This window comes from Xanthomonas sp. LMG 12459 (assembly GCF_009192905.1).
In the GTDB taxonomy this organism is placed as follows: Bacteria; Pseudomonadota; Gammaproteobacteria; order Xanthomonadales; family Xanthomonadaceae; genus Xanthomonas_A; species Xanthomonas_A sontii.
The window spans coordinates 13,342-31,443 of the sequence record NZ_NSGT01000031.1 but is presented as its reverse complement, the minus strand read 5'-3'; the positions used below and the strand labels follow the sequence as shown (position 1 = coordinate 31,443).

Below are 18,102 nucleotides of genomic sequence, written 5' to 3'. Positions count from 1 at the left end.
CTGTGAGGGGTGGGCGGGCGGCGTAATCGGAAGGGGCGCGTTGCGGGGCGGAGGAGGAAGGCAAGCTTCCCCGTTGCGGCGCCGGCGCGGCCCCGGGCGCGCCGCGGCTTGCAGGCTCGTAAAAAAATCCCGTTGGACCGCTCGAACGCGCCCGCGGCGCGGGCCAGCATCCTGTGTCGGCGTGTCCCCGCACGGGCGCCGCCCCGGACCCCCCCCCCCCGCCCGCCTGTTCCGGCCGTACGGCCCTGTCCCTTCCCCCATGCCCCTCGTCGCGCTGCCGCGTCGCCGCCAGCGTGCCATGCGGGCGATGCAGACCGCAGGAGAGACCGATGCATCCCCATACCGAAGCCCTGGAAATCGCCACCTTCCGCCTGCTGGACTGCACCTGGCGCACCTTCCTGCGCGCCAATGCCGAGGTCGATGCCTGGCTGCAGCGCCAGCCCGGCTTCCGCTCGCGGCGCATCGCCCGCCGCCGCGACGGCAGCGTGGTCGACATGGTGCTGTGGGACAGCGTCGCGCACGGCACCGCATCGGCACGACGGCTGATGCGCGAACTGCAGGGCGCGGCGATCCACGCCCTGATCGATCCGGACACGGTGTCGTGGGACATCGCCGCGGTCCAGCACGTCAGCGGCGAGGAAGGCGACACCGCGGAAGACGCCGCCGAGGCCGACAGCCTGGCGGCGTGACCTGCGTGGCCGGCGCCGCGCGCGGCTGGCTCAGACCCAGCCGCGCCGGCGGAACCAGGCCAGCGGCAACAGCATGCTCAGCGCGATCACGCCCAGCGCCCAGTAGTAGGCGTCGTGCCATTTCAGCTCGGGCATGTGCGCGAAGTTCATGCCCCAGATGCCGACCAGCACCGTCGGCGGGATGCCCACCACCGAGGCCACCGCCATCACCTTCATCACGTTGTTCTGGTCGACGTTGATCATGCCCAGCACACTGTCGAGCAGGAACTCGATGCGGTCGTCCAGGTGCTGCTCGAATTCGATCAGGGTGGCCAGATCCTTGTGCAGCAGGCCGATGCGCTTGGCCGCGTCTTCCCCGAACCAGTCCGGCGCCGCATCGTCCAGGTAGGTGGCCAGGCGCAGCAGGCCGTGGCCGGCGTTGTGCATGCCGCCCAGGCGCCGGCCCATGTCGCCGACGTCGTGCAGCATCCGCTCCAGGTGCCGCGACTTGTGCCGCGCATGCGGCTTGGCGAATGCCGCGCGCGTGGTCTCGGTGATCTGCGCCTCCAGCGCTTCCAGGCGGTCGGCCAGGCGCCCGACCAGTTCGTCGAGCAGGCGCAGCAGCAGGTCGTCGCTGCTACGACAGGGGCTGTGCTGCAACTGCGCGGCCACCGCGTCCAGCGAGGCCATCGGCTGCTCGCGCTGGGTCACCAGCACCCGCGGCGACACCGCGAAACCGAGCGGCGCGGTCGGACCGTCCTCGTCCTGGAAGCGCGGCACGTTGAGGAACAGCACCTCGCCTTCCACCCGCACCCGGCTGCTGAACTCGATCTCGCCGATGGCCGCGCGCGTCGGCACCGCGAAACCGACCTTCTCGTCGACCTCGGCCAGCTCCGCCTCGCTCGGCCGGCACAGGTCCACCCAGCACACCGGCGTGTCGGAGGTACCGCCGAGGCGATGGATGGTGATCATCGGGACTGGCTCGCGCAGGAAAGGCCGCGAGCATCCGTCAGCGCGCGCGGAGCGTCAACGCCCGCTGCGGGCACCGGTTCAGGCGCTGCGCCGCTTCAACGCGTAGCCCACGCCCAGCAGCAGGAACCACACCGGGCTGGCGAACAGCGCCTGGCGGGTGTCGGCCTGCAGAGTCAGCAGCGCCAGCACGAAGGCGAAGAACGCCAGACACACGTAGCACATGACCACCCCGCCAGGCATCTTGAACGCGGAGGCCGCATGCAGCTGCGGGCGCTTGCGCCGGTAGGCGATGTAGGCGCACAGGATCAGCGACCAGACGAACATGAACAGCACCGCGGCCAGCGTGGTGACCAGGGTGAAGGCGGTGACCAGGTTCGGGATCAGGTACATCAGCACGGTGCCGCCGAGCAGGCAGGCGCAGGAGAACAGCAACCCGCGCGCCGGCACCGCCGCGCGCGAGAGCCGGGCGAAACCGCGCGGCGCGTGGCGCTCCTCGGCCAGGCCGTAGAGCATGCGGCTGGTGGAGAAGATGCCGCTGTTGGCCGAGGAGGTGGCCGAGGTCAGCACCACGAAGTTGATCAGACTGGCCGCGGCCGGCACGCCGGCCAGCACGAACAGCTCCACGAACGGGCTCTTGCCCGGCACCACCTCGCGCCACGGCGTCACCGCCATGATCGCCACCAACGCCAGCACGTAGAACACCAGGATGCGCACGGGAATCGAGTTGATCGCCTTGGGCAGGTTGCGGCGCGGGTCGGCGGTCTCGGCGGCGGTGGTGCCGACCAGTTCAATGCCCACGAAGGCGAACACCGCGATCTGGAAGCCGGCGAAGAACCCGCCCAGCCCCATCGGGAACATGCCGCCGTCGTTCCACAGGTTGGCCAGCGAGGCCACGTGCCCGGACGGCGACTGGAAGCCCCAGGCGACCAGCCCGGCGCCGGTGAGGATCAGCGCGCAGATCGCCACGATCTTGATCAGCGCGAACCAGAATTCCATTTCGCCGAACAGCTTCACCGTCACCAGGTTCAGCCCCAGCAGCAACAGCACGCACAGCATCGCCGGGATCCACGGCGCCAGCGTCGGGAACCAGAACTGCGCGTAGGCGGCGATCGCGATCACGTCGGCGATGGCGGTGATGATCCAGCAGAACCAGTAAGTCCAGCCGCAGAAGAACCCGGCCCAGGGCCCCAGCAGGTCGGTGGAGAAGTCGATGAACGACTTGTACTCCAGGTTCGACAGCAGCAGCTCGCCCATCGCGCGCATCACGAAGAACAGCATCACGCCGATGATCAGGTACACGAACAGGATCGACGGCCCAGCCAGGCTGATGGTCTTGCCCGAGCCCATGAACAGGCCGGTGCCGATCGCTCCGCCGATCGCGATCAACTGCAGGTGGCGGTTGGACAGGCTGCGCTGCAGGTGGTCGGGCTGGGCGGACGGATCGGTCATGGGCGCAGGCCATCGCGAGGGATTAGCCTGCAAACATAGAAGATGGCGGCAGCGCGCGCCAGCCGCGCGTGCGCCGGGTGGCGCCCGCGGCGGCGCGGACTGCGCCACATGCCGTCCGCGCCGCCACGGGGGCCGTCGCTCAGGCCAGCGCGCCGCCCTGCCCGATCGCGACGAAGCTGAAATCGCGGTCGGACTGGTTGCCGCCGCCGTCGCCGGTCTTCAGCAGCACCTGGCCCGCATCCAGGCGGATGATCACCGCGTTGTCGCAGGTGCTGCCGTCGCCCGAATAGATCTGGGTGACCGAGACGCCATCCAGCGCCTGGAACGGCGGCTGGAAGCTCACCAGGTAGTGGCCGGTGCTCACATGCGCCACCGTGTACCCCGCGCCGTTGCGGACCGCACCGTCCGCGCCGACCACGCCTGCCACCACCCGCACACCCGCCGCGCCCGCATGGGCGGCGGCGTCGAGCAACTGCCCCATCGCATTGTTCGTCATGCCGTTCTCCGATCTTGATAAGGAAAGTCCGATGGCGCGGCGACCGCTGCGTTCCGTCGCGGCCACGCGCCGCTGCCCTGCCTCGTCCGTGAGCCGGCAGCATCGCCGCGCTGCGTGCGCGGCCGTATCGGCGATTTCCTGATCGGCGCCGGTGCGGCGACCGAGATCGGCTCAGGCGGCCGCGCTCACACCAGCTTGGTGCGCCGCCACCACCGCGTGACCTTCTCCTCGCGCACCAGAGTGAACAGCCCGGCGCCCAGGATCAGCGCGATGCCCACCGCCATCGGCCAGTCCAGGTGATCGTGGAACAGCCAGTAGCCGAAGCCGATCGCCCACAGCATCTGGCTGTACTGGGTCGGCGCCACCGCGCTGATCGGCGCCGACCGCGAGGCGTACATCATGAAGATCGCGGCCAGGCCGGCGAGCAGGCCGTAGCCGGCCAGCAGGATCCATTGCTGCCAGGTGGGCCAGACGAAGGTCGGCAGCATCAGCAGCCCGCCCATCAGCAGCGGGCCGAGCACGCCGGCGCCGTACAGGGTCAGGCGCTTCTCGCCGGGCCCGGCCATGCGCAGGCTGATCACCGACACCGCCCCCACCAGCCCGCAGACGATCGCCGCGACATGGCCCTGGCCCAGGTGCCGGAAGCCCGGCCGCAGCACCACCAGCACGCCGATGAAGCCGACGATCACCGCCAGCCAGCGCCGCCAGCGCACTTCCTCCTTGAGCAGCAGCACCGACAGCACGGTGACGAAGATCGGCATCAGGAAGATCAGCGCGAACGCCTCGGCCATCGGCAGCAAGGTGAACGCAGTGACCGCGGACAGATTGCCGGCCGCGCCGGTGAACGCGCGCAGCAGCCAGATGCTGGGCCGCTGCGCCACCACCACTTCGCGCCAGCGATCGCCCGGCTTCTTCAGGAACGGCAGCGCCGCGAGCATCAGCAGCGCCCCGAAGAACACCACCTCGTAGGCCGGCAGCGACCCCTCCAGCCCCTTCACGAAGGCGTCGCTGATCGAGTAGGCGGCGTAACAGGCGAAACCGAGCAGCACACCCTTGAGCATCATGAGCCTCTTGCGATCGAACGACGGCCCATACCGGGCACACGGGAACTGGCGCCCATTATGCGGGGGGAACGGAAGCAGCGACCGCGCGAACCGCCCAAGACACAACAAATTCTTAAGCAATGCGTTGCTATAAGCCTCAGCGCAACCAAGGGTGCGCCCGCGGTTGCATCCAGGGAGCGGGAGTTGCCTCCGTGTCAGGACGACGCGAACCCAAGACCGCCTCGTCGGCCTCCCTGCTGCCTTGAACCCGATCGCAACGCGTCCGTTGCATGCAGCCAGAGACCGCCCGATGCAATCACTGCCACGTTGTCTGCCTTTCCTCCTTGCGGCAAGCCTGATCGGCTGCCAACCGTCCGCGCAAACCACGCCGGCCGACCACGCCGCCAACGGCGGCACGGACTCGCACTCCCCTGCTGCAGCGACCGCCAAGGCGCCCGCTTCGCCGGCGGCGTCGCTTTCAGGGGAGGCATCCCTGCAACCCTTGCTCAAGCCGGGAGACCAGATCCTCGCCTTCAAACAGCACGACCTGACCGGCAACGGCGGGACCGATGCCGTCGCCATCGTCCGCCACGCCAATGCCGATGCATCAGGCAATACCTGCGAGCTGCTGGTCCTGCAACAGGCGAATGCGGCATGGAACGTGGCCGACCGTAGCCCGCAAGCGGTCGACTGCCTCTACAACGATGTGGCGCGCAACGCGAAGCGCCTGGACGACAACCTGAGCCTGAAGCCGCAGGAAATCGTCTACGTCAACCAGCAGACGCGCAGCAATGTCACCTACACGTTGAAGTACGACCCGGCCAAGAAAGCCTGGTATCTGGCGGAAGCGAGCAGCACGGCACCGGCAGAGAATCCGCAGAGCGGCGCGATGGACGTCTTCCGCGGAACCGCCAGCTATCCGGCGGACTTCGCATGGACGCCGATCTCGCAGATCGATCCAGAAAAACTGCAGGACGCCATGGACAAGCACCGCGCCGTCGTCCAGTAATTGATTCCAAGGAGAGAACCATGCCCCGTTTCAACGAAAGCTCGGCACTGCTGCTCAAGACTGCGGTCGATTCTGGCATCACCTCGCCGACGGAACTGGCCAACCTGATGGGAAACGCCGCCGTCGAAACCGGCCACTTTCGGCGCATGCACGAGAACCTGGGCTATACCTCGGCCGACAGCGTGATCGCCGCGGTCTCCTCGGCCGATGACCGCTTCACCCGCAAGCAGGTGGAGGACGCCGTCGCCAGCCGCGATCCGCAGCGCATTGCCACCGTGATGTACGAAAACCGCGCCGATCTCGGCAATACCGAACCCGGCGACGGCTGGCGGTTTCATGGCCGCGGCTATCTGCAGTACACCGGCCGCGACAACTACGAGCGCTACGGCCAGCGCTTCAATGTCGATCTCGCCAAGAACCCGGACCTGGCGGCCGAACCGCAGACGGCGGCCAATCTCGCGGTGGCTTATTGGCGGGATCGCGTGCCGGAGAACCTGCGCGACAACGCCCGTGCAGCGGGCCGCATCATCAATGGTGGCGACAACGGTGCCAACGAACGCGTGCAGGCCGCGAACCAATGGGCCCAGACCATCACGCCCGAGCTGGTCGCCAACATCCAGAGCGGCAAGGTCTCGCTGCAGCAGTTGGCCAGCATGGGTGGGGATGAGCGCAACCAGCAAACCCGGGCACTGCAGGAACAGTTGGCTGAGCTGGGCTACCATGGCGCCGACGGCAAGCCGTTGAAGCCGGATGGCGACTTCGGACGCAATACGCGCCATGCCCTGAAAGAGTTTCAGCGCGCGCATGGCCTGGATGACGATGCCGTCGTCGGACGCGACACACGGACGGCCCTGGCCGAGGCCAAGCGTTCGCCGCTGGTCTCCGAAGCCACACACGCCGACCATCCGTTCTTCAACGCGTTGCGCGAACGCATACCCGGCGCCACCGACGCGCAAGTCGCGCACACCTTGCAAGCGGCCAAGGCCGAGGGCATCCAGGGCCCGCAGCAACTGCAGGCGGTCACGGTGCAGGACAAGGTTGCGTTCGTCGCCGGCAACACACCAGGATTTCGTACGCGTGTCGATCTGGACCAGGCGCCGACGCTGCAGGAAAGCACCCGCCAGGTGGATGCGCAGAATCAACAGCGCGATCAAGCATTGCAGCAGCCAGCCCCGCAGCAGGAACCTGCGCAGGCACGCGGTGGCATGGGGCATTGAGCGAAGCTGCCGCGTTGCGCGCGCAGCGCGCGGCACGTCGGTCCCGGTGGGATTTGCACCGGAGAGCAAAGCGCTTCTGCCGGAGTAGCGCTTTGGTCCGGCGCCGCAATGCTGCCGATGCGTTTCGCATTTAGCGACGGCAACTGCGGCGCTTGCCCGTCGCAGTCATCCCCTCTCGGCGCCGCGTCGGTTACGATGCGCTCCCGCATCCGAGCCCCATGCCGCGCCCTTCCGCCGGCAGATCCCCCCTTGACCCTCTATTCCGGCCCCCTGCTCACCCGTCCGCTCGCCGTCGCGCTGCTCGCCGCGCGCGATGCCGGCGCCGCCACCTGGTCCGGCTCGCTCGACCTGGAGCGCAGCCAGGGCCAGGCATTGCTCGGTGCCGACCGCTGGCAGTGGCAGGGACGCGAATATCCGTACCCGGGCAAGCTCAAGGACCGCACGCTGTACTACTGGGACGGCGAGGACTTCGCCGCGGTGTCGCGCTTCGGCGGTGCGCTGATCAAGCTGGTGCCGACCGAGTGGGGCGCGCCGACCTTCGAGATCGATGGCATCAAGATGCTGCCCAGCGCGCAGCTGTCGCCGTTCGAGGACGCGCGGCGCAAGGTGGCGCTGGTGGAACCGCGCGGCAAGCAAGTGCTGGATACCTGCGGCGGCCTCGGCTATTTCGCCGCCTGCGCGCTGGAGGCCGGCGTGGCACGCCTGCACTCGTTCGAGAAGAACGCCGACGTGCTGTGGCTGCGCACGCTCAATCCGTGGTCGCCGGATCCGGCCACCAGCGATGGCCGCCTGCAGCTGACCCATGGCGATGTCGGCGCCGCCATCGGCGGCATCGCCGACGCGTCGATGGACGCGATCCTGCACGACCCGCCACGTTTCGGCATCGCCGGCGAACTCTACGCGCAAACCTTCTACGACCAGCTCGCGCGGGTGCTGCGCCGCGGCGGCCGGCTGTTCCACTACACCGGCAGTCCGAACAAGCTCACCAGCGGCCGCGACGTGCCGCGCGAGGTGGCCAAACGCCTGGAGAAGGCCGGCTTCACCACGCAGCTGGCCCTGGACGGGGTCCTGGGCACGCGCCGCTGAGGCGATCGCCTCCGCCGCGTCAGATCGACGCGAGAATGTGCTCGCGCAACCAGCGGTGCGCCGGATCGCGGTGCACGCGCTCGTGCCAGAGCATGGCCATCTCGTAGCCGGGCAGCTCCAGCGGCGGCGCGCACACCCGCAGGCCGGGCTGGTCGCGCACCAGCCGCTCGGGCAGCATCGCCACCAGGTCGCTGCGCTGGAGCGCGGCAACGACGAACTGGAAGTGCGGCACCGACAGCACCACCCGGCGCTGCAGGCCATGCGCGCGCAGCGCCGCATCGGTGACGCCGCTGAAACCGCCACCATCGGGCGAGACGATGACATGCTCGAGCGCGCAGAACTGCGCCAGGCTCGGTCGACGTCGCAACCGCGGATGGCCGGCCCGACCGACCAGCACGTAGTGTTCGGCGAACAGCGTGCGTCGGCGCAGGCCGGGTGGCGCGTCGGCGACGGTGTGCAGGGCCAGGTCGATCTGGCCCTGTTCGGCCTGCTGCGCGATCGTCGGCGGCGCCAACTGCAGTACCGCCAACGCTGTACCCGGCGCCACCCGGCGCAAGGCGGCGATCGCCGGCAGCAGCACGGTGGAAGCACCGTAGTCGCTGGCCGCCACCCGCCACAACGTCTGCGCGCGCGCCGGATCGAACGGCGCATCCGGTGCCACCGCCTGCTGCAGCGCCTGCAGGGCCTCGCGCAACGGGGCGCGCAGCGCTTCGGCGCGTGCGGTGGGGCGCATGCCGCGCGGCCCCGGCAGCAGTAGCGGATCGCCCAGCGCCTCGCGCAGCTTGGCCAGGTGCACGCTGACCGACGGCTGCGACAGATGCAGCCGCGCCGCGGCGCGGGTCACGTTGTGCGTGTCGAGCAGCGTGTCCAGGGTCAGCAGCAGATTGAGGTCCAAGCGCCGCAGATCAACCATGGCAATAGCGACTATCAAGGCAATTCATTTCCACTATAGCGAAGCGCGGCCTAGCGTGGAGACCTTCCCTCACCGAGAACCCGCATGAACGTCTTGCTGGTCTATGCCCATCCCGAACCCGCCTCGCTCAATGGCGCCCTCAAGCAGGTGGCGGTGCAGCGCCTGCAGGCCGCAGGCCATCGCGTGCAGGTGTCGGACCTGTATGCGATGGACTGGAAAACCAGCGTCGACGCGCAGGACAGCCTGGACGGCGCCGCGGACGCGCGCTTCGATCCTTCGCGCGACTCGCAGCGCGCCTTCGCCAGCGGCCGTCAGTGCGCGGACATCGCCGCCGAGCAGGACAAGCTGCGCTGGGCCGATGCGCTGCTGCTGCAGTTCCCGCTGTGGTGGTTCTCGATGCCGGCCATCCTCAAGGGCTGGGTGGACCGGGTGTATGCCTGCGGCTTCGCCTACGGCGTCGGCGAACACTCCGACACGCACTGGGGCGACCGCTACGGCGAAGGCACGCTGGCCGGCAAGCGCGCGATGCTGATCGTCACCGCCGGCGGCTGGGAATCGCACTACGCACCGCGCGGCATCAACGGCCCCATCGACGACCTGCTGTTCCCGATCCAGCACGGCATCCTGCATTACCCCGGGTTCGATGTGCTGCCGCCGTTCGTGGTGTACCGCAGCGGGCGCATGGATGCGGCGCGTTTCGCGCAGACCAGCGCGGCGCTTGGCGAACGGCTGGACACGCTGTTCAGCACCGCGCCGATCGCGTTCCGCAAGCAGAATGCAGGCGACTACGCGATTCCTGCACTGACGCTGCGGGAGGAGTTCGCACCCGGCCGCAGCGGCTTCGGCATCCATGCGCTCGACGCGGACACGCAAGCGTCGGCGACCTCCGACCGCACAGCGTCGGCACCAGCGACGTAGGCACGGTGCCGACAGCGCACCTGTAGGATGCAGCGACGCTATCCCGTTGGAGCCGCCGCGCCGATGTCCACCGCCGTCTTCGTCCGTCTGCTCGCCGTATGCAGCGCCGCCTTGCTCGGCGCCTGCGCCACGCAGGCGCCACGCCTGCCCGAGCGCACGCCCAGCGAGGTCAAGGCCGACATCGCCCGGCGCATCCCGGCCACGGTACCCGATCGCCGCGGCTGGGCCGACGACGTCTACGTGGCCCTGGCCTCGCAGAGTCTGGGCACCAATGCCGAGAACATCTGTGCGGTCCTGGCGGTGATCGAACAGGAATCGACCTACCAGACCAATCCACCGGTGCCGGGGCTGGGCAAGATCGCCCGGGCGGAACTGCAGCGGCGCGCGGCGGCGGTGCATGTGCCGGCGTTCGCGCTGGATGCAGCGCTGCAATTACGCGGGCCGGATGGACGCAGCTATGCCGAGCGCCTGGCCGCCGCGCGCACCGAACAGGATCTCAGCACCATCTTCGAGGACATCGCCGGCAGTGTGCCGCTGGGCCAGCGCCTGTTCGGCGACCTCAACCCGGTGCACACCGCCGGGCCGATGCAGGTGAGCATCGCCTTCGCGCAGGTGCATACCGACGGCTATCCGTATCCGCTGAGCGACGGCGTGCGCCACGCGGTGTTCACTCGCCGCGGCGGCATCTGGTTCGGCACCCGCCACCTGCTCGGCTACCCGAACGCGGCGGCGATGCTGTACCGCTTCGCCGACTTCAATGCCGGCTGGTACGCCAGCCGCAATGCTGCGTTCCAGGCTGCGCTGGCGCGCGCCAGCGGCATCTCGCTCGCCCTCGATGGCGATCTGCTGACGCCAGGCGCCGACCTCGACGCCCCCGGCGCCACCGAGCGCGCCGCACGCAGCCTGGGCACGCAACTGGGCATGGACGCGCGCACGATCCGCCGCGAACTGCAGCGCGGCAGCGAGGCGGATTTCGCCGACAGCGCACTGTATCGCCAGGTGTTCGCCCTGGCAGACCGCGATGCCGGCAAGCCGCTGCCACGCGCGGTACTGCCGGGCATCGCCCTGGAAAGCCCGAAGATCACCCGCAAGCTCACCACCGCCTGGTTCGCGCAGCGCGTGACCGAGCGCTGGCAGCGTTGCCTTGCCAAGTGACGGTCGCGGCGATCCGCCGATCCGATGCTATGTCGGCTTGCGCAGTGCCATCATCGACCAGCCAAGGGCGACGGCAAGCGCCAGCAACACGAGGCTGAGCACGCCGTCCCAGGCGATCGAGAACCAGTAGTGCCCCGGGTCGGTCTGCAGCAGGTAGATCCGTGGCGGGCCGACTCTCGATACGCCGATGTACACGCCGCTCAGCAGCGCCTTCGCCAGCAGGTACAGCTTCACCACGGCGCTCGCGCCGATGACCGCGGCCATCAGCAGCAACACCGGCCGTTGCACACGCGCGACCAGCCGTTGCAGGCGCGTGGGTGTCGGCATTGGCGGGGGCGGTCGTCGTTTGCGTTTGCCCATGGCCTCCTCGCCTGCGCTAGGCACTGCAGTCTAGAGCGATGCCGGAGAACGCCGGCACAACGCGCCGAAGCGCAGCACTAGGCAGCTGTGCGCCGCCCTGGCGCGCCAAGCAGGCCGATCCGGCGGAACCACAGTTCCAGCGGCACCGTGACCAGCGGCGGCAGCGCCGCCAGCAGGCTCAGCGCCCACGCCCACCAGGGCCAGCGCAACCGCAGCGCGGCGAGCAGGCTGGCGACCACGTACAGCAGGAATGCAGCCCCATGCAGACGGCCGAACAGCCACACGCCCAGCTCGGTGGTCTGGGTGCCGTACTTGAGCAGCATGCCGAGCAACAGGCCGGCCCAGGTCAGGCCTTCGAACACGGCGGCAGCGACGAACAGCCGGCCCACCGGCGACAACGGACGGGAAGAAGACAAGGACACACGCAACTCCAGTGAGGGAACGAGGCCGCGACGCGATGGCGGCGGCGACGCCCGCTGGCACCTGCATTGTAGAGCGTGTCCTTGCGCGTGGCGCACAGGCACGACGCGGCCACGGCGAGCGCGGCACAGGTAGACCCCAGCGCACCGATCCGTCATCGCGTGGCCGGCAATGCGCCGCAGCGCACCGCCGCAGTCCTCAGCGACGCTGTTCCAGCACCGCCACGTCGTCGGGCGCCAGTTGCACCGTGTCGTTGCTCGGCGTCGGCCCCAGCAGCGCGCGCATCGACGCCGGCAGCCGCACGGTGTGCGCGGTGGCGCCGTGGTTGATCAACACCACGATGCGCCGCGCGCCATCGCTGCGCACGCCCACTTCCACATCCTCCGGCACATCGGCCAGCGGCGCCTGCACCCCGGCGTCGCGCAACCAGTCGCCGGTGAGGCGATCCAGCGTGGCGTCGTCGAACCAGCCGCCGACATAGCTGATGCGGCCCTTGCCGACGCGCCGGGTCAGCAGCGCCGGCGCGCCGTCCAGCCAGCCGTTGGCCGCGCCGTAGCGCAGCGGCGCGGCGGTGTCGGCGGCAGTGGCCTGCAACTGTTCGGCCCAGATTTTGGCGCTGCCGTCGGCGCCCGCGCCGACCAGCGGGATCGGCTTGTCCAGCGCATAGAACTGCTCCACGCGTCCGCCGAGCAAGGTCGCCAGCGGGCCGGGCTGGCGCTGCGGATGCAGGCCGTTGTCGACGTTCTTCATGCCGCTGCGCGGGCCCAGCACCAAGTGCCCGCCGTGTTCGACATAGGCCTTCAGCCGCTGCGCCTGTTCCTCGGTCAGCACATTCAGCGCCGGCGCCACCACCAGCTTGTAGCGCCCCAGCGGCGCCATCGCCGAGACCACGTCGACCACCTGCGCCTGCTGCCGCAGCGGCCGGTAGAAGCTCTTCATCTGCACGACCGGATCGAAGTCGGCCGCGTGCTTCTGGAAGCCGATCGCCCAGCGGCTGTCGAAGTCGTTGATCAGCGCCACCTGCGCCTGCGGCGTGGTGCCGGCCAGCGCCGGACCGGCCTTGGCGAACTCCGCGCCGACCTGCTGGATCTCCGCATACACCGGCACCGGCGTGCCGTCGGCGCCGACCAGGGTGCCGTGATATTCCTCCTGGCCGTTGGGCGCAGCGCGCCACTGCCAGTACGACACCGCATCGGCGCCATGCGCCACCGCCTGCCACGCCATCGCGCGTACCTGGCCCTTGCGCAGCGCCACGTTGGTCGCGCGCCAGTTGACGAAGCCCGGCTGGGTTTCCATCACCCAGTAGTTGCGCTGCTTGTAGCCGCGGGTCAGATCGTGGCGCGCCGCATTGTCCATCCAGTCGTAGCGCTCGCCGGCGACGTAGTCGTCCCAGGCGGCGATGTCGAGCACGCTGTGCACGGTGTAGGCGTCAAAGCCGGCGAACCAGCCCATGGTGTTGGTGGTGATGAACTGGCGCGGATCGGCATGCGGGCGGATCGCGTCGATCTGGTTGCGCGAATAGTCGGCCCAGGTGTCGCTGACGAAGCGCTTCCACTCCAGCAGCAGCGCCGGATTCTCCTCGTCCTCGCGCACCGGGATCTGCGCGAAGTCGTTGTAAGTCTGGCTCCAGTACGCCGTGGCCCAGCGCTGGTTCAGCGCGTCGATGCTGCCGTACTTGCGCTGCAGCCACGCGTGGAACTGCGCCTTGGCCTCGGGATCGAACGAGGACTGCGCGTACTCGTTGTCCAGTTGCCAGCCGACCACGTGCGGGTTGTGCCCGTAGCGCTGCGCCATCTGCTCGGCGATGGCATGCGCGAAGCGCCGGTAGCGTGCGCTGGCGAAGGAGAACTGCTGGCGGTTGCCGTGCTCGTCGCGCACGCCGTCCTGGCTGACCCGCAAGGTGTCCGGATAGGCCTGGGTCAACCACGCCGGCGGCGCCGCGGTCGGCGTGCCCAGCACCACCACCATGCCGTGGCGCGCGGCCGCGGCGATGGCGCGGTCCATCCAGTCGAAATCGTACTGCCCCTCGCGCGGCTCCATCCGGCTCCAGGCGAACTCGCCGATCCGCACCACGCGCACGTGCGCCGCCTGCATCAGCGCCAGATCGCGCTCCCATTGCGCCTCCGGCCACTGCTCCGGATACCAGGCCACGCCCAGCAACAGCGGCGCAACGTCGCGATAACGGGTGGCCTGCGCCTGCGCCAGCATCGGCAGGCAGAGCAGGATCGACAGCATCGCAGCGAACAGGGCAACGCCGCAGCGTTGCGGAACACGGAACAGTGGCATGCGCAAGACCTTCGCAAGAGGAAACGCCGGCACGCCCCCTGCGCTGTGCCAGCGCCTGCATTGTGCGCAGTTTTGCCATGCGCGCACTTGTGCATCTTGCGGCGTTTGCGCGCGCAACTGCGCACAATCCGCACGCCGTACCTCACCGCGTAACGCATGATGCGCCAACGCTGCATCGCGCCATCCAGCGCGACCCGTGCACCGATGTGGACTGAGGACACCGTTGTGCTCGCGTTGCGCCACCGGTCTCACTTGAACGCTTTGGAGGACCGCGACATTGAAATGGTCATCTGCGCTGGCTAGCGTCACGCCTCCCCCACTGCTGGACACGCCATGAAGACCCCTCGCTTGCTCGGCACCTTGCTCGCCGCGGCCGCCACGCTGTTCTCGGCCGGCACCGCCCTGGCGCAGACCGTCACCGTGACCCCGAGCGAGGTCCACCAGACCATCCAGGGCTTCGGCGGCATGAACGGCGCCGGCTGGATCGCCGACCTCACCCCGGCCCAGGTCGACCTGGCCTTCGGCAGCGACACCGGGCAGATCGGCCTGTCGATCATGCGCATGCGCATCGATCCGTCCAGTTCCGGTTGGAGCCAACAGGTACCGTCGGCGGTGCGGGCCCGCGCGCACGGCGCGGTGCTGCTGGCCACGCCGTGGTCGGCGCCGGCCTACATGAAGTCCAACAACAACCTCAACAACGGCGGCAAGCTGCTGCCGCAGTACTACGACGCGTACGCCAAGCACCTGCTGGACTTCACCGCCTACATGGACAGCAAGGGCGCGCCGATCTACGCCCTGTCGCTGCAGAACGAGCCGGACTGGCATCCGGACTACGAGTCGGGCGACTGGAACGGCACCGACTTCCTCAATTTCATCAGCGCGCAGGGTGCGAAGTTCGGCAAGTTCAAGCTGCTCGCCGCCGAGTCGCTGGGCTTCAACACCGCGCTGACCGACCCGGTGCTCAACAGCAGCGCCGCCCAGTACCTGTCCATCATCGGCGGGCACCTGTATGGCGTGCAGCCCAAGGACTACCCGCTGGCGCGCAGCAAGGGCAAGCAGCTGTGGATGACCGAGCACTACACCGACAACACCGACGGCAACGCCTGGCCGTCCGCGCTCGGCGTGGGCAGCGAACTGCACAACAGCATGCTGGCCAACTACAGCGGCTACATCTGGTGGTACATCCGCCGCAGCTATGGGCTGATCGCCGAGAACGGCACGGTGAGCAAGCGCGGCTACGTGATGTCGCAATACGCACGCTTCGTGCGTCCGGGGTCCGTGCGCATCGGCGCCACCGCCGCGCCGTACAGCGATGTCGCCGTCAGCGCCTACAAGACCCCGGGCGGCAAGCTGGTTCTGGTGGCGGTCAACACCGGCACCCAGCATCGGCAGCTCACCGTGCGCGTGCCCGCCGGCAGCGCCACCGCATTCACCAAGTACAGCACCTCGTCCACCCTCAACGTCGGCTATGGCGGCAAGTACAGCGTCGCCTCGGGCCAGACCGTGGTCTATGTCGACCCGCAGAGCGTGGCCACGCTGGTCGGCGAGTGATCGTCGCGATGGTTTGAATTTGTTGGATCGACCCGCGGCAGCCCGGCGCTGCCGCGGGTGTTTTCGGGAGGACTGTCCACGTCGTCGCGGTGCCACGCCGTGAGCGTCGGCACCGAGACACGCGCCAGCGATCAGCCCAACTTGGCCAGGAACGCAAGCAAGGCCTGATTGAACTCCTCGGCATGACTGGTGTTGCAGCCATGCGGCGCATCCCTCAGCAACACCACATCGCTGCCGGCGATGGCGCGATGGGTGCGCTGGCCCGAGCCTTCGTAAGGCACCGTGGCGTCGGCATCGCCGTGCAGCACCAGGGTCGGCACGTCGACCTTCTTGATGTCCTCGCGGAAATCGGTGGTGCCGAACGCCTGCATGCAGCCCAGCGCCGCGGCCTGGTCGCTCTGGAGGCACAGCGCGATCGCCTCCTGGCGCTGAGCCTCGCTGACCTTCAGCGTGCCGTGGGCGCTGAAGAAGCCGCGGGTGAAGTCATCGAAGAACGTCTCGCGCGAGGCCTTCAGCCCCTGCTCCATCTCCTGCGCCTGCTCCTTGCTCAGCGGCCCTTCCGGGTTGTCGTCGGTCTTGAGCATGTACGGCGGCACCGCGGAGGCGAACACTACCGCTGCCAGCTTCTCGGTGCCATGCCGCGCCACGTAGCGCGCCACCTCACCACCGCCCATCGAGAAGCCGACCAGCACCGCGTCGCGCAACTGCTTGTCTTCGATGATGCCGGCCAGATCGTCGGCCAGGGTGTCGTACTCGTAGCCGTCGGCCGGCTTCTCCGAACGGCCGAAGCCGCGGCGGTCGTAGGCGATGACCCGGTAGCCCGCCTGCTGCAGCGGCCCGACCTGGTCCTTCCACGCCTCGGCCGACAGCGGCCAGCCATGGATCAGGATCACCGGGCGACCGGCACCGCCGGTATCTTCGACATGCAGACGGACACGTGTGCTGGTGGCAGCCATGGGCAGGACCTCGTGGTGGGGAGTCACGGCAGCTTCCACTGCCGCATGTCCGGCCCGCGTGAGTGCCGTGTGTCCGAGCGTTTAACGCGGCGCGAGGGCGCTCAACCGATCCGCGGCAGGGCGCGGGTCAACTGCGCCAGCGCATCCCGCGCGATGCTGTGAAATGCCGCAGACATGTGCGCGTCATCGATGACGCGCTCCCAGAACGTCACCGCCATGCCGGCCGCTGCGCGCCAGTCGTCGCGCTGGTCCGGTGTCGGCAACGGCACCACATAGGCGCGCTCTACCACCTCGCCGCTGGCCGCGGGTCGGAACGCCATCGGCAACATGTCGTAGATCGGCGCCAACGCCATCGGCAAGGCATCGCCCAGCATCAGGCCAGCGTTGCCCAGATGCATGTCGTTGTTGCCGATCAAGGCGCCGAACCAACCGCACACGCGCAGGCGCTGCGCATCTGCGTCGCTCAGCCAGCCTTCGCGCTGCAGTTGCGGTGCAAACGACCACCAGTCGACGCGCCCATGGCCGAAGTAGGCCGCATCCACCGCGGCCAACGAGACGAAGCCGCGCCGTCCCAGCACAGGCGTGCGGTCGAACCGCGTGGACTGCAGGAACACGCGACCGTCGCTCTCGAGCAGTTCGCTCTCGACGGCAGCGATGCCGTGCGCACGCAGGATGTCGCTGGCCAGGTGTTCACACCGCAGCAGGTCGCTCCAACGCTGCGCGGCCGGCGTGCCGGCACGCTCGCTGAACTTGACGATGACCGCCGTGTAGCCGCCTTCCGTGTGCAGTATTGCGGTGAACTTCGGTTGTTCGCCTCCTGCCGACGAGCCCACCGCCTCGCCACGCAAGACGGCATCGGCGCGCTGCGGATAATGCTGGGATCGCTGCGCCTTCTCCAGCGCATCAGCCGGCTGCAGGGCGGCCTGTTGCGCACGCTGCAAAGCGAACTCGCCCAGGACCAGGTCGCCGGGCTGATCGTCGCCATGCCGCAGCAACGACAGGACGACATCGTCAGGCTGCCAGCGCTGCAGATCCTGCGGCGCGCAGATGTCTTCGGCGACGCGCCGTGCGAAGGCACGGCCGAGGAAGCCTTGCGGGCGCTGATCGTCCAGGAACCACGGCAGCCCTGGGAACACGCCATCGGCGAATTCACCATGCACCAGAACCGGTCGCGCGTTCTGCGGAACGAACAGAAATCCATCGCCATGCATGGCATGGAGATCGCCAAGCGTCTCGGCGCGCCCGTCAGGACGCAGACGGAACAGGGGCCAGCGTCGGCCTGCCCGGCCCAACGTGCGGCTGAGCGCGTAGCGCGTGGCGCGCGCCTTGCCGATCCGCAGCACCTGATCGCCGGCAGCGCTGAGCAGACGCGAGACCGTCGGTTGGCTGATGCCGAACGCCGCTGCGATACCAGGCGCCGTCGCTGCCCCCTCATGGCGCAGAAAAGCAATCAGATCGCGTAGCCGGGCCTCGCTCATTCCCGGATTGAATAGATTTATGAATAGATAGTCAAGAGAAATAGACTTGTAAGCAGATGGATTCTTTGGCTATTACCTCGACATAGGTCTACTAGTGACTACTTTTTTGAATAGATACTTGAAGC

The 18,102-nt window shown here is 68.6% G+C and carries 17 protein-coding genes; 7 read left to right on the top strand and 10 right to left on the bottom strand.

Annotated features, from left to right (window positions below; all coding sequences use genetic code 11):
- Nucleotides 1–329 precede the first annotated feature (329 nt).
- Nucleotides 330–689, top strand: coding sequence for a hypothetical protein (locus CEK65_RS08055; protein ID WP_017908445.1), 360 nt, complete (start codon nucleotides 330–332; stop codon nucleotides 687–689).
- Nucleotides 690–719: 30 nt separating this feature from the next.
- Here CEK65_RS08055 and CEK65_RS08050 read toward each other — a convergent pair whose 3' ends face one another.
- The 4 genes from CEK65_RS08050 to CEK65_RS08035 all read right to left on the bottom strand — a co-directional run bounded on the left by CEK65_RS08050 (nucleotide 720) and on the right by CEK65_RS08035 (nucleotide 4,646).
- Complete coding sequence (locus CEK65_RS08050) at nucleotides 720–1,640, bottom strand: CorA family divalent cation transporter (protein ID WP_152181361.1); 921 nt, start codon at nucleotides 1,638–1,640, stop codon at nucleotides 720–722.
- Nucleotides 1,641–1,718: 78 nt separating this feature from the next.
- Nucleotides 1,719–3,089, bottom strand: a complete 1,371-nt coding sequence (cycA, locus tag CEK65_RS08045) for a D-serine/D-alanine/glycine transporter (RefSeq protein WP_010340292.1) — start codon at nucleotides 3,087–3,089, stop codon at nucleotides 1,719–1,721.
- A 139-nt stretch (nucleotides 3,090–3,228) separates the two neighbouring features.
- The gene (locus CEK65_RS08040; RefSeq protein ID WP_017911542.1) at nucleotides 3,229–3,585 is read right to left on the bottom strand and encodes a hypothetical protein; all 357 of its coding nucleotides are present in this window, start codon (nucleotides 3,583–3,585) and stop codon (nucleotides 3,229–3,231) included.
- A 185-nt stretch (nucleotides 3,586–3,770) separates the two neighbouring features.
- On the bottom strand, nucleotides 3,771–4,646 hold the full coding sequence (locus CEK65_RS08035; protein WP_026143535.1) for a DMT family transporter: 876 nt from the start codon (nucleotides 4,644–4,646) through the stop codon (nucleotides 3,771–3,773).
- Between the two features lie 292 nt (nucleotides 4,647–4,938).
- Between CEK65_RS08035 and CEK65_RS08030 the strand changes: the two genes are divergently transcribed.
- The 3 genes from CEK65_RS08030 (at nucleotide 4,939) to CEK65_RS08020 (ending at nucleotide 7,940) form a co-directional block, all read left to right on the top strand.
- A complete protein-coding gene (locus tag CEK65_RS08030) occupies nucleotides 4,939–5,637 on the top strand; it encodes a hypothetical protein (RefSeq protein ID WP_226980517.1) in 699 nt (232 codons plus the stop codon).
- Nucleotides 5,562–6,854 (top strand): peptidoglycan-binding protein, encoded by a 1,293-nt coding sequence (locus CEK65_RS08025; RefSeq protein ID WP_082028786.1) that lies wholly within the window; start codon nucleotides 5,562–5,564, stop codon nucleotides 6,852–6,854. The genes CEK65_RS08030 and CEK65_RS08025 overlap by 76 nt, the downstream gene beginning before the upstream one ends.
- Nucleotides 6,855–7,103: 249 nt before the next feature.
- Nucleotides 7,104–7,940, top strand: coding sequence for an SAM-dependent methyltransferase (locus tag CEK65_RS08020; protein ID WP_152181360.1), 837 nt, complete (start codon nucleotides 7,104–7,106; stop codon nucleotides 7,938–7,940).
- A gap of 19 nt (nucleotides 7,941–7,959) precedes the next feature.
- Here CEK65_RS08020 and CEK65_RS08015 read toward each other — a convergent pair whose 3' ends face one another.
- Nucleotides 7,960–8,853: a LysR family transcriptional regulator gene (locus CEK65_RS08015; RefSeq protein ID WP_152181359.1), complete on the bottom strand. Its 894-nt coding sequence runs from the start codon at nucleotides 8,851–8,853 to the stop codon at nucleotides 7,960–7,962.
- A gap of 84 nt (nucleotides 8,854–8,937) precedes the next feature.
- Here CEK65_RS08015 and CEK65_RS08010 point away from each other — a divergent pair, with 84 nt between their 5' ends.
- Together CEK65_RS08010 and CEK65_RS08005 are read left to right on the top strand one after the other, a co-directional pair.
- On the top strand, nucleotides 8,938–9,771 hold the full coding sequence (locus tag CEK65_RS08010) for an NAD(P)H-dependent oxidoreductase (RefSeq protein WP_152181358.1): 834 nt from the start codon (nucleotides 8,938–8,940) through the stop codon (nucleotides 9,769–9,771).
- A gap of 63 nt (nucleotides 9,772–9,834) precedes the next feature.
- Nucleotides 9,835–10,926, top strand: a complete 1,092-nt coding sequence (locus CEK65_RS08005; RefSeq protein ID WP_152181357.1) for a DUF1615 domain-containing protein — start codon at nucleotides 9,835–9,837, stop codon at nucleotides 10,924–10,926.
- A gap of 27 nt (nucleotides 10,927–10,953) precedes the next feature.
- Here the strand turns inward: CEK65_RS08005 and CEK65_RS08000 are convergent, their stop codons facing one another.
- From CEK65_RS08000 to CEK65_RS07990, 3 genes are all read right to left on the bottom strand, one after another.
- On the bottom strand, nucleotides 10,954–11,253 hold the full coding sequence (locus CEK65_RS08000) for a hypothetical protein (protein ID WP_152181356.1): 300 nt from the start codon (nucleotides 11,251–11,253) through the stop codon (nucleotides 10,954–10,956).
- Nucleotides 11,254–11,363: 110 nt separating this feature from the next.
- The gene (locus tag CEK65_RS07995; protein WP_152181369.1) at nucleotides 11,364–11,684 is read right to left on the bottom strand and encodes a DUF3817 domain-containing protein; all 321 of its coding nucleotides are present in this window, start codon (nucleotides 11,682–11,684) and stop codon (nucleotides 11,364–11,366) included.
- Between the two features lie 220 nt (nucleotides 11,685–11,904).
- Complete coding sequence (locus CEK65_RS07990) at nucleotides 11,905–13,992, bottom strand: beta-galactosidase (RefSeq protein ID WP_152181355.1); 2,088 nt, start codon at nucleotides 13,990–13,992, stop codon at nucleotides 11,905–11,907.
- A gap of 333 nt (nucleotides 13,993–14,325) precedes the next feature.
- Here CEK65_RS07990 and CEK65_RS07985 point away from each other — a divergent pair, with 333 nt between their 5' ends.
- Nucleotides 14,326–15,543 (top strand): glycoside hydrolase family 30 beta sandwich domain-containing protein, encoded by a 1,218-nt coding sequence (locus CEK65_RS07985; RefSeq protein WP_193314729.1) that lies wholly within the window; start codon nucleotides 14,326–14,328, stop codon nucleotides 15,541–15,543.
- Between the two features lie 131 nt (nucleotides 15,544–15,674).
- Here the strand turns inward: CEK65_RS07985 and CEK65_RS07980 are convergent, their stop codons facing one another.
- Entirely contained in the window at nucleotides 15,675–16,499 is an 825-nt protein-coding gene (locus CEK65_RS07980; protein WP_152181354.1) for an alpha/beta hydrolase, read from the bottom strand.
- Between the two features lie 101 nt (nucleotides 16,500–16,600).
- Complete coding sequence (gene yjjJ, locus CEK65_RS07975; RefSeq protein WP_152181353.1) at nucleotides 16,601–17,977, bottom strand: type II toxin-antitoxin system HipA family toxin YjjJ; 1,377 nt, start codon at nucleotides 17,975–17,977, stop codon at nucleotides 16,601–16,603.
- Nucleotides 17,978–18,102 lie beyond the last annotated feature (125 nt).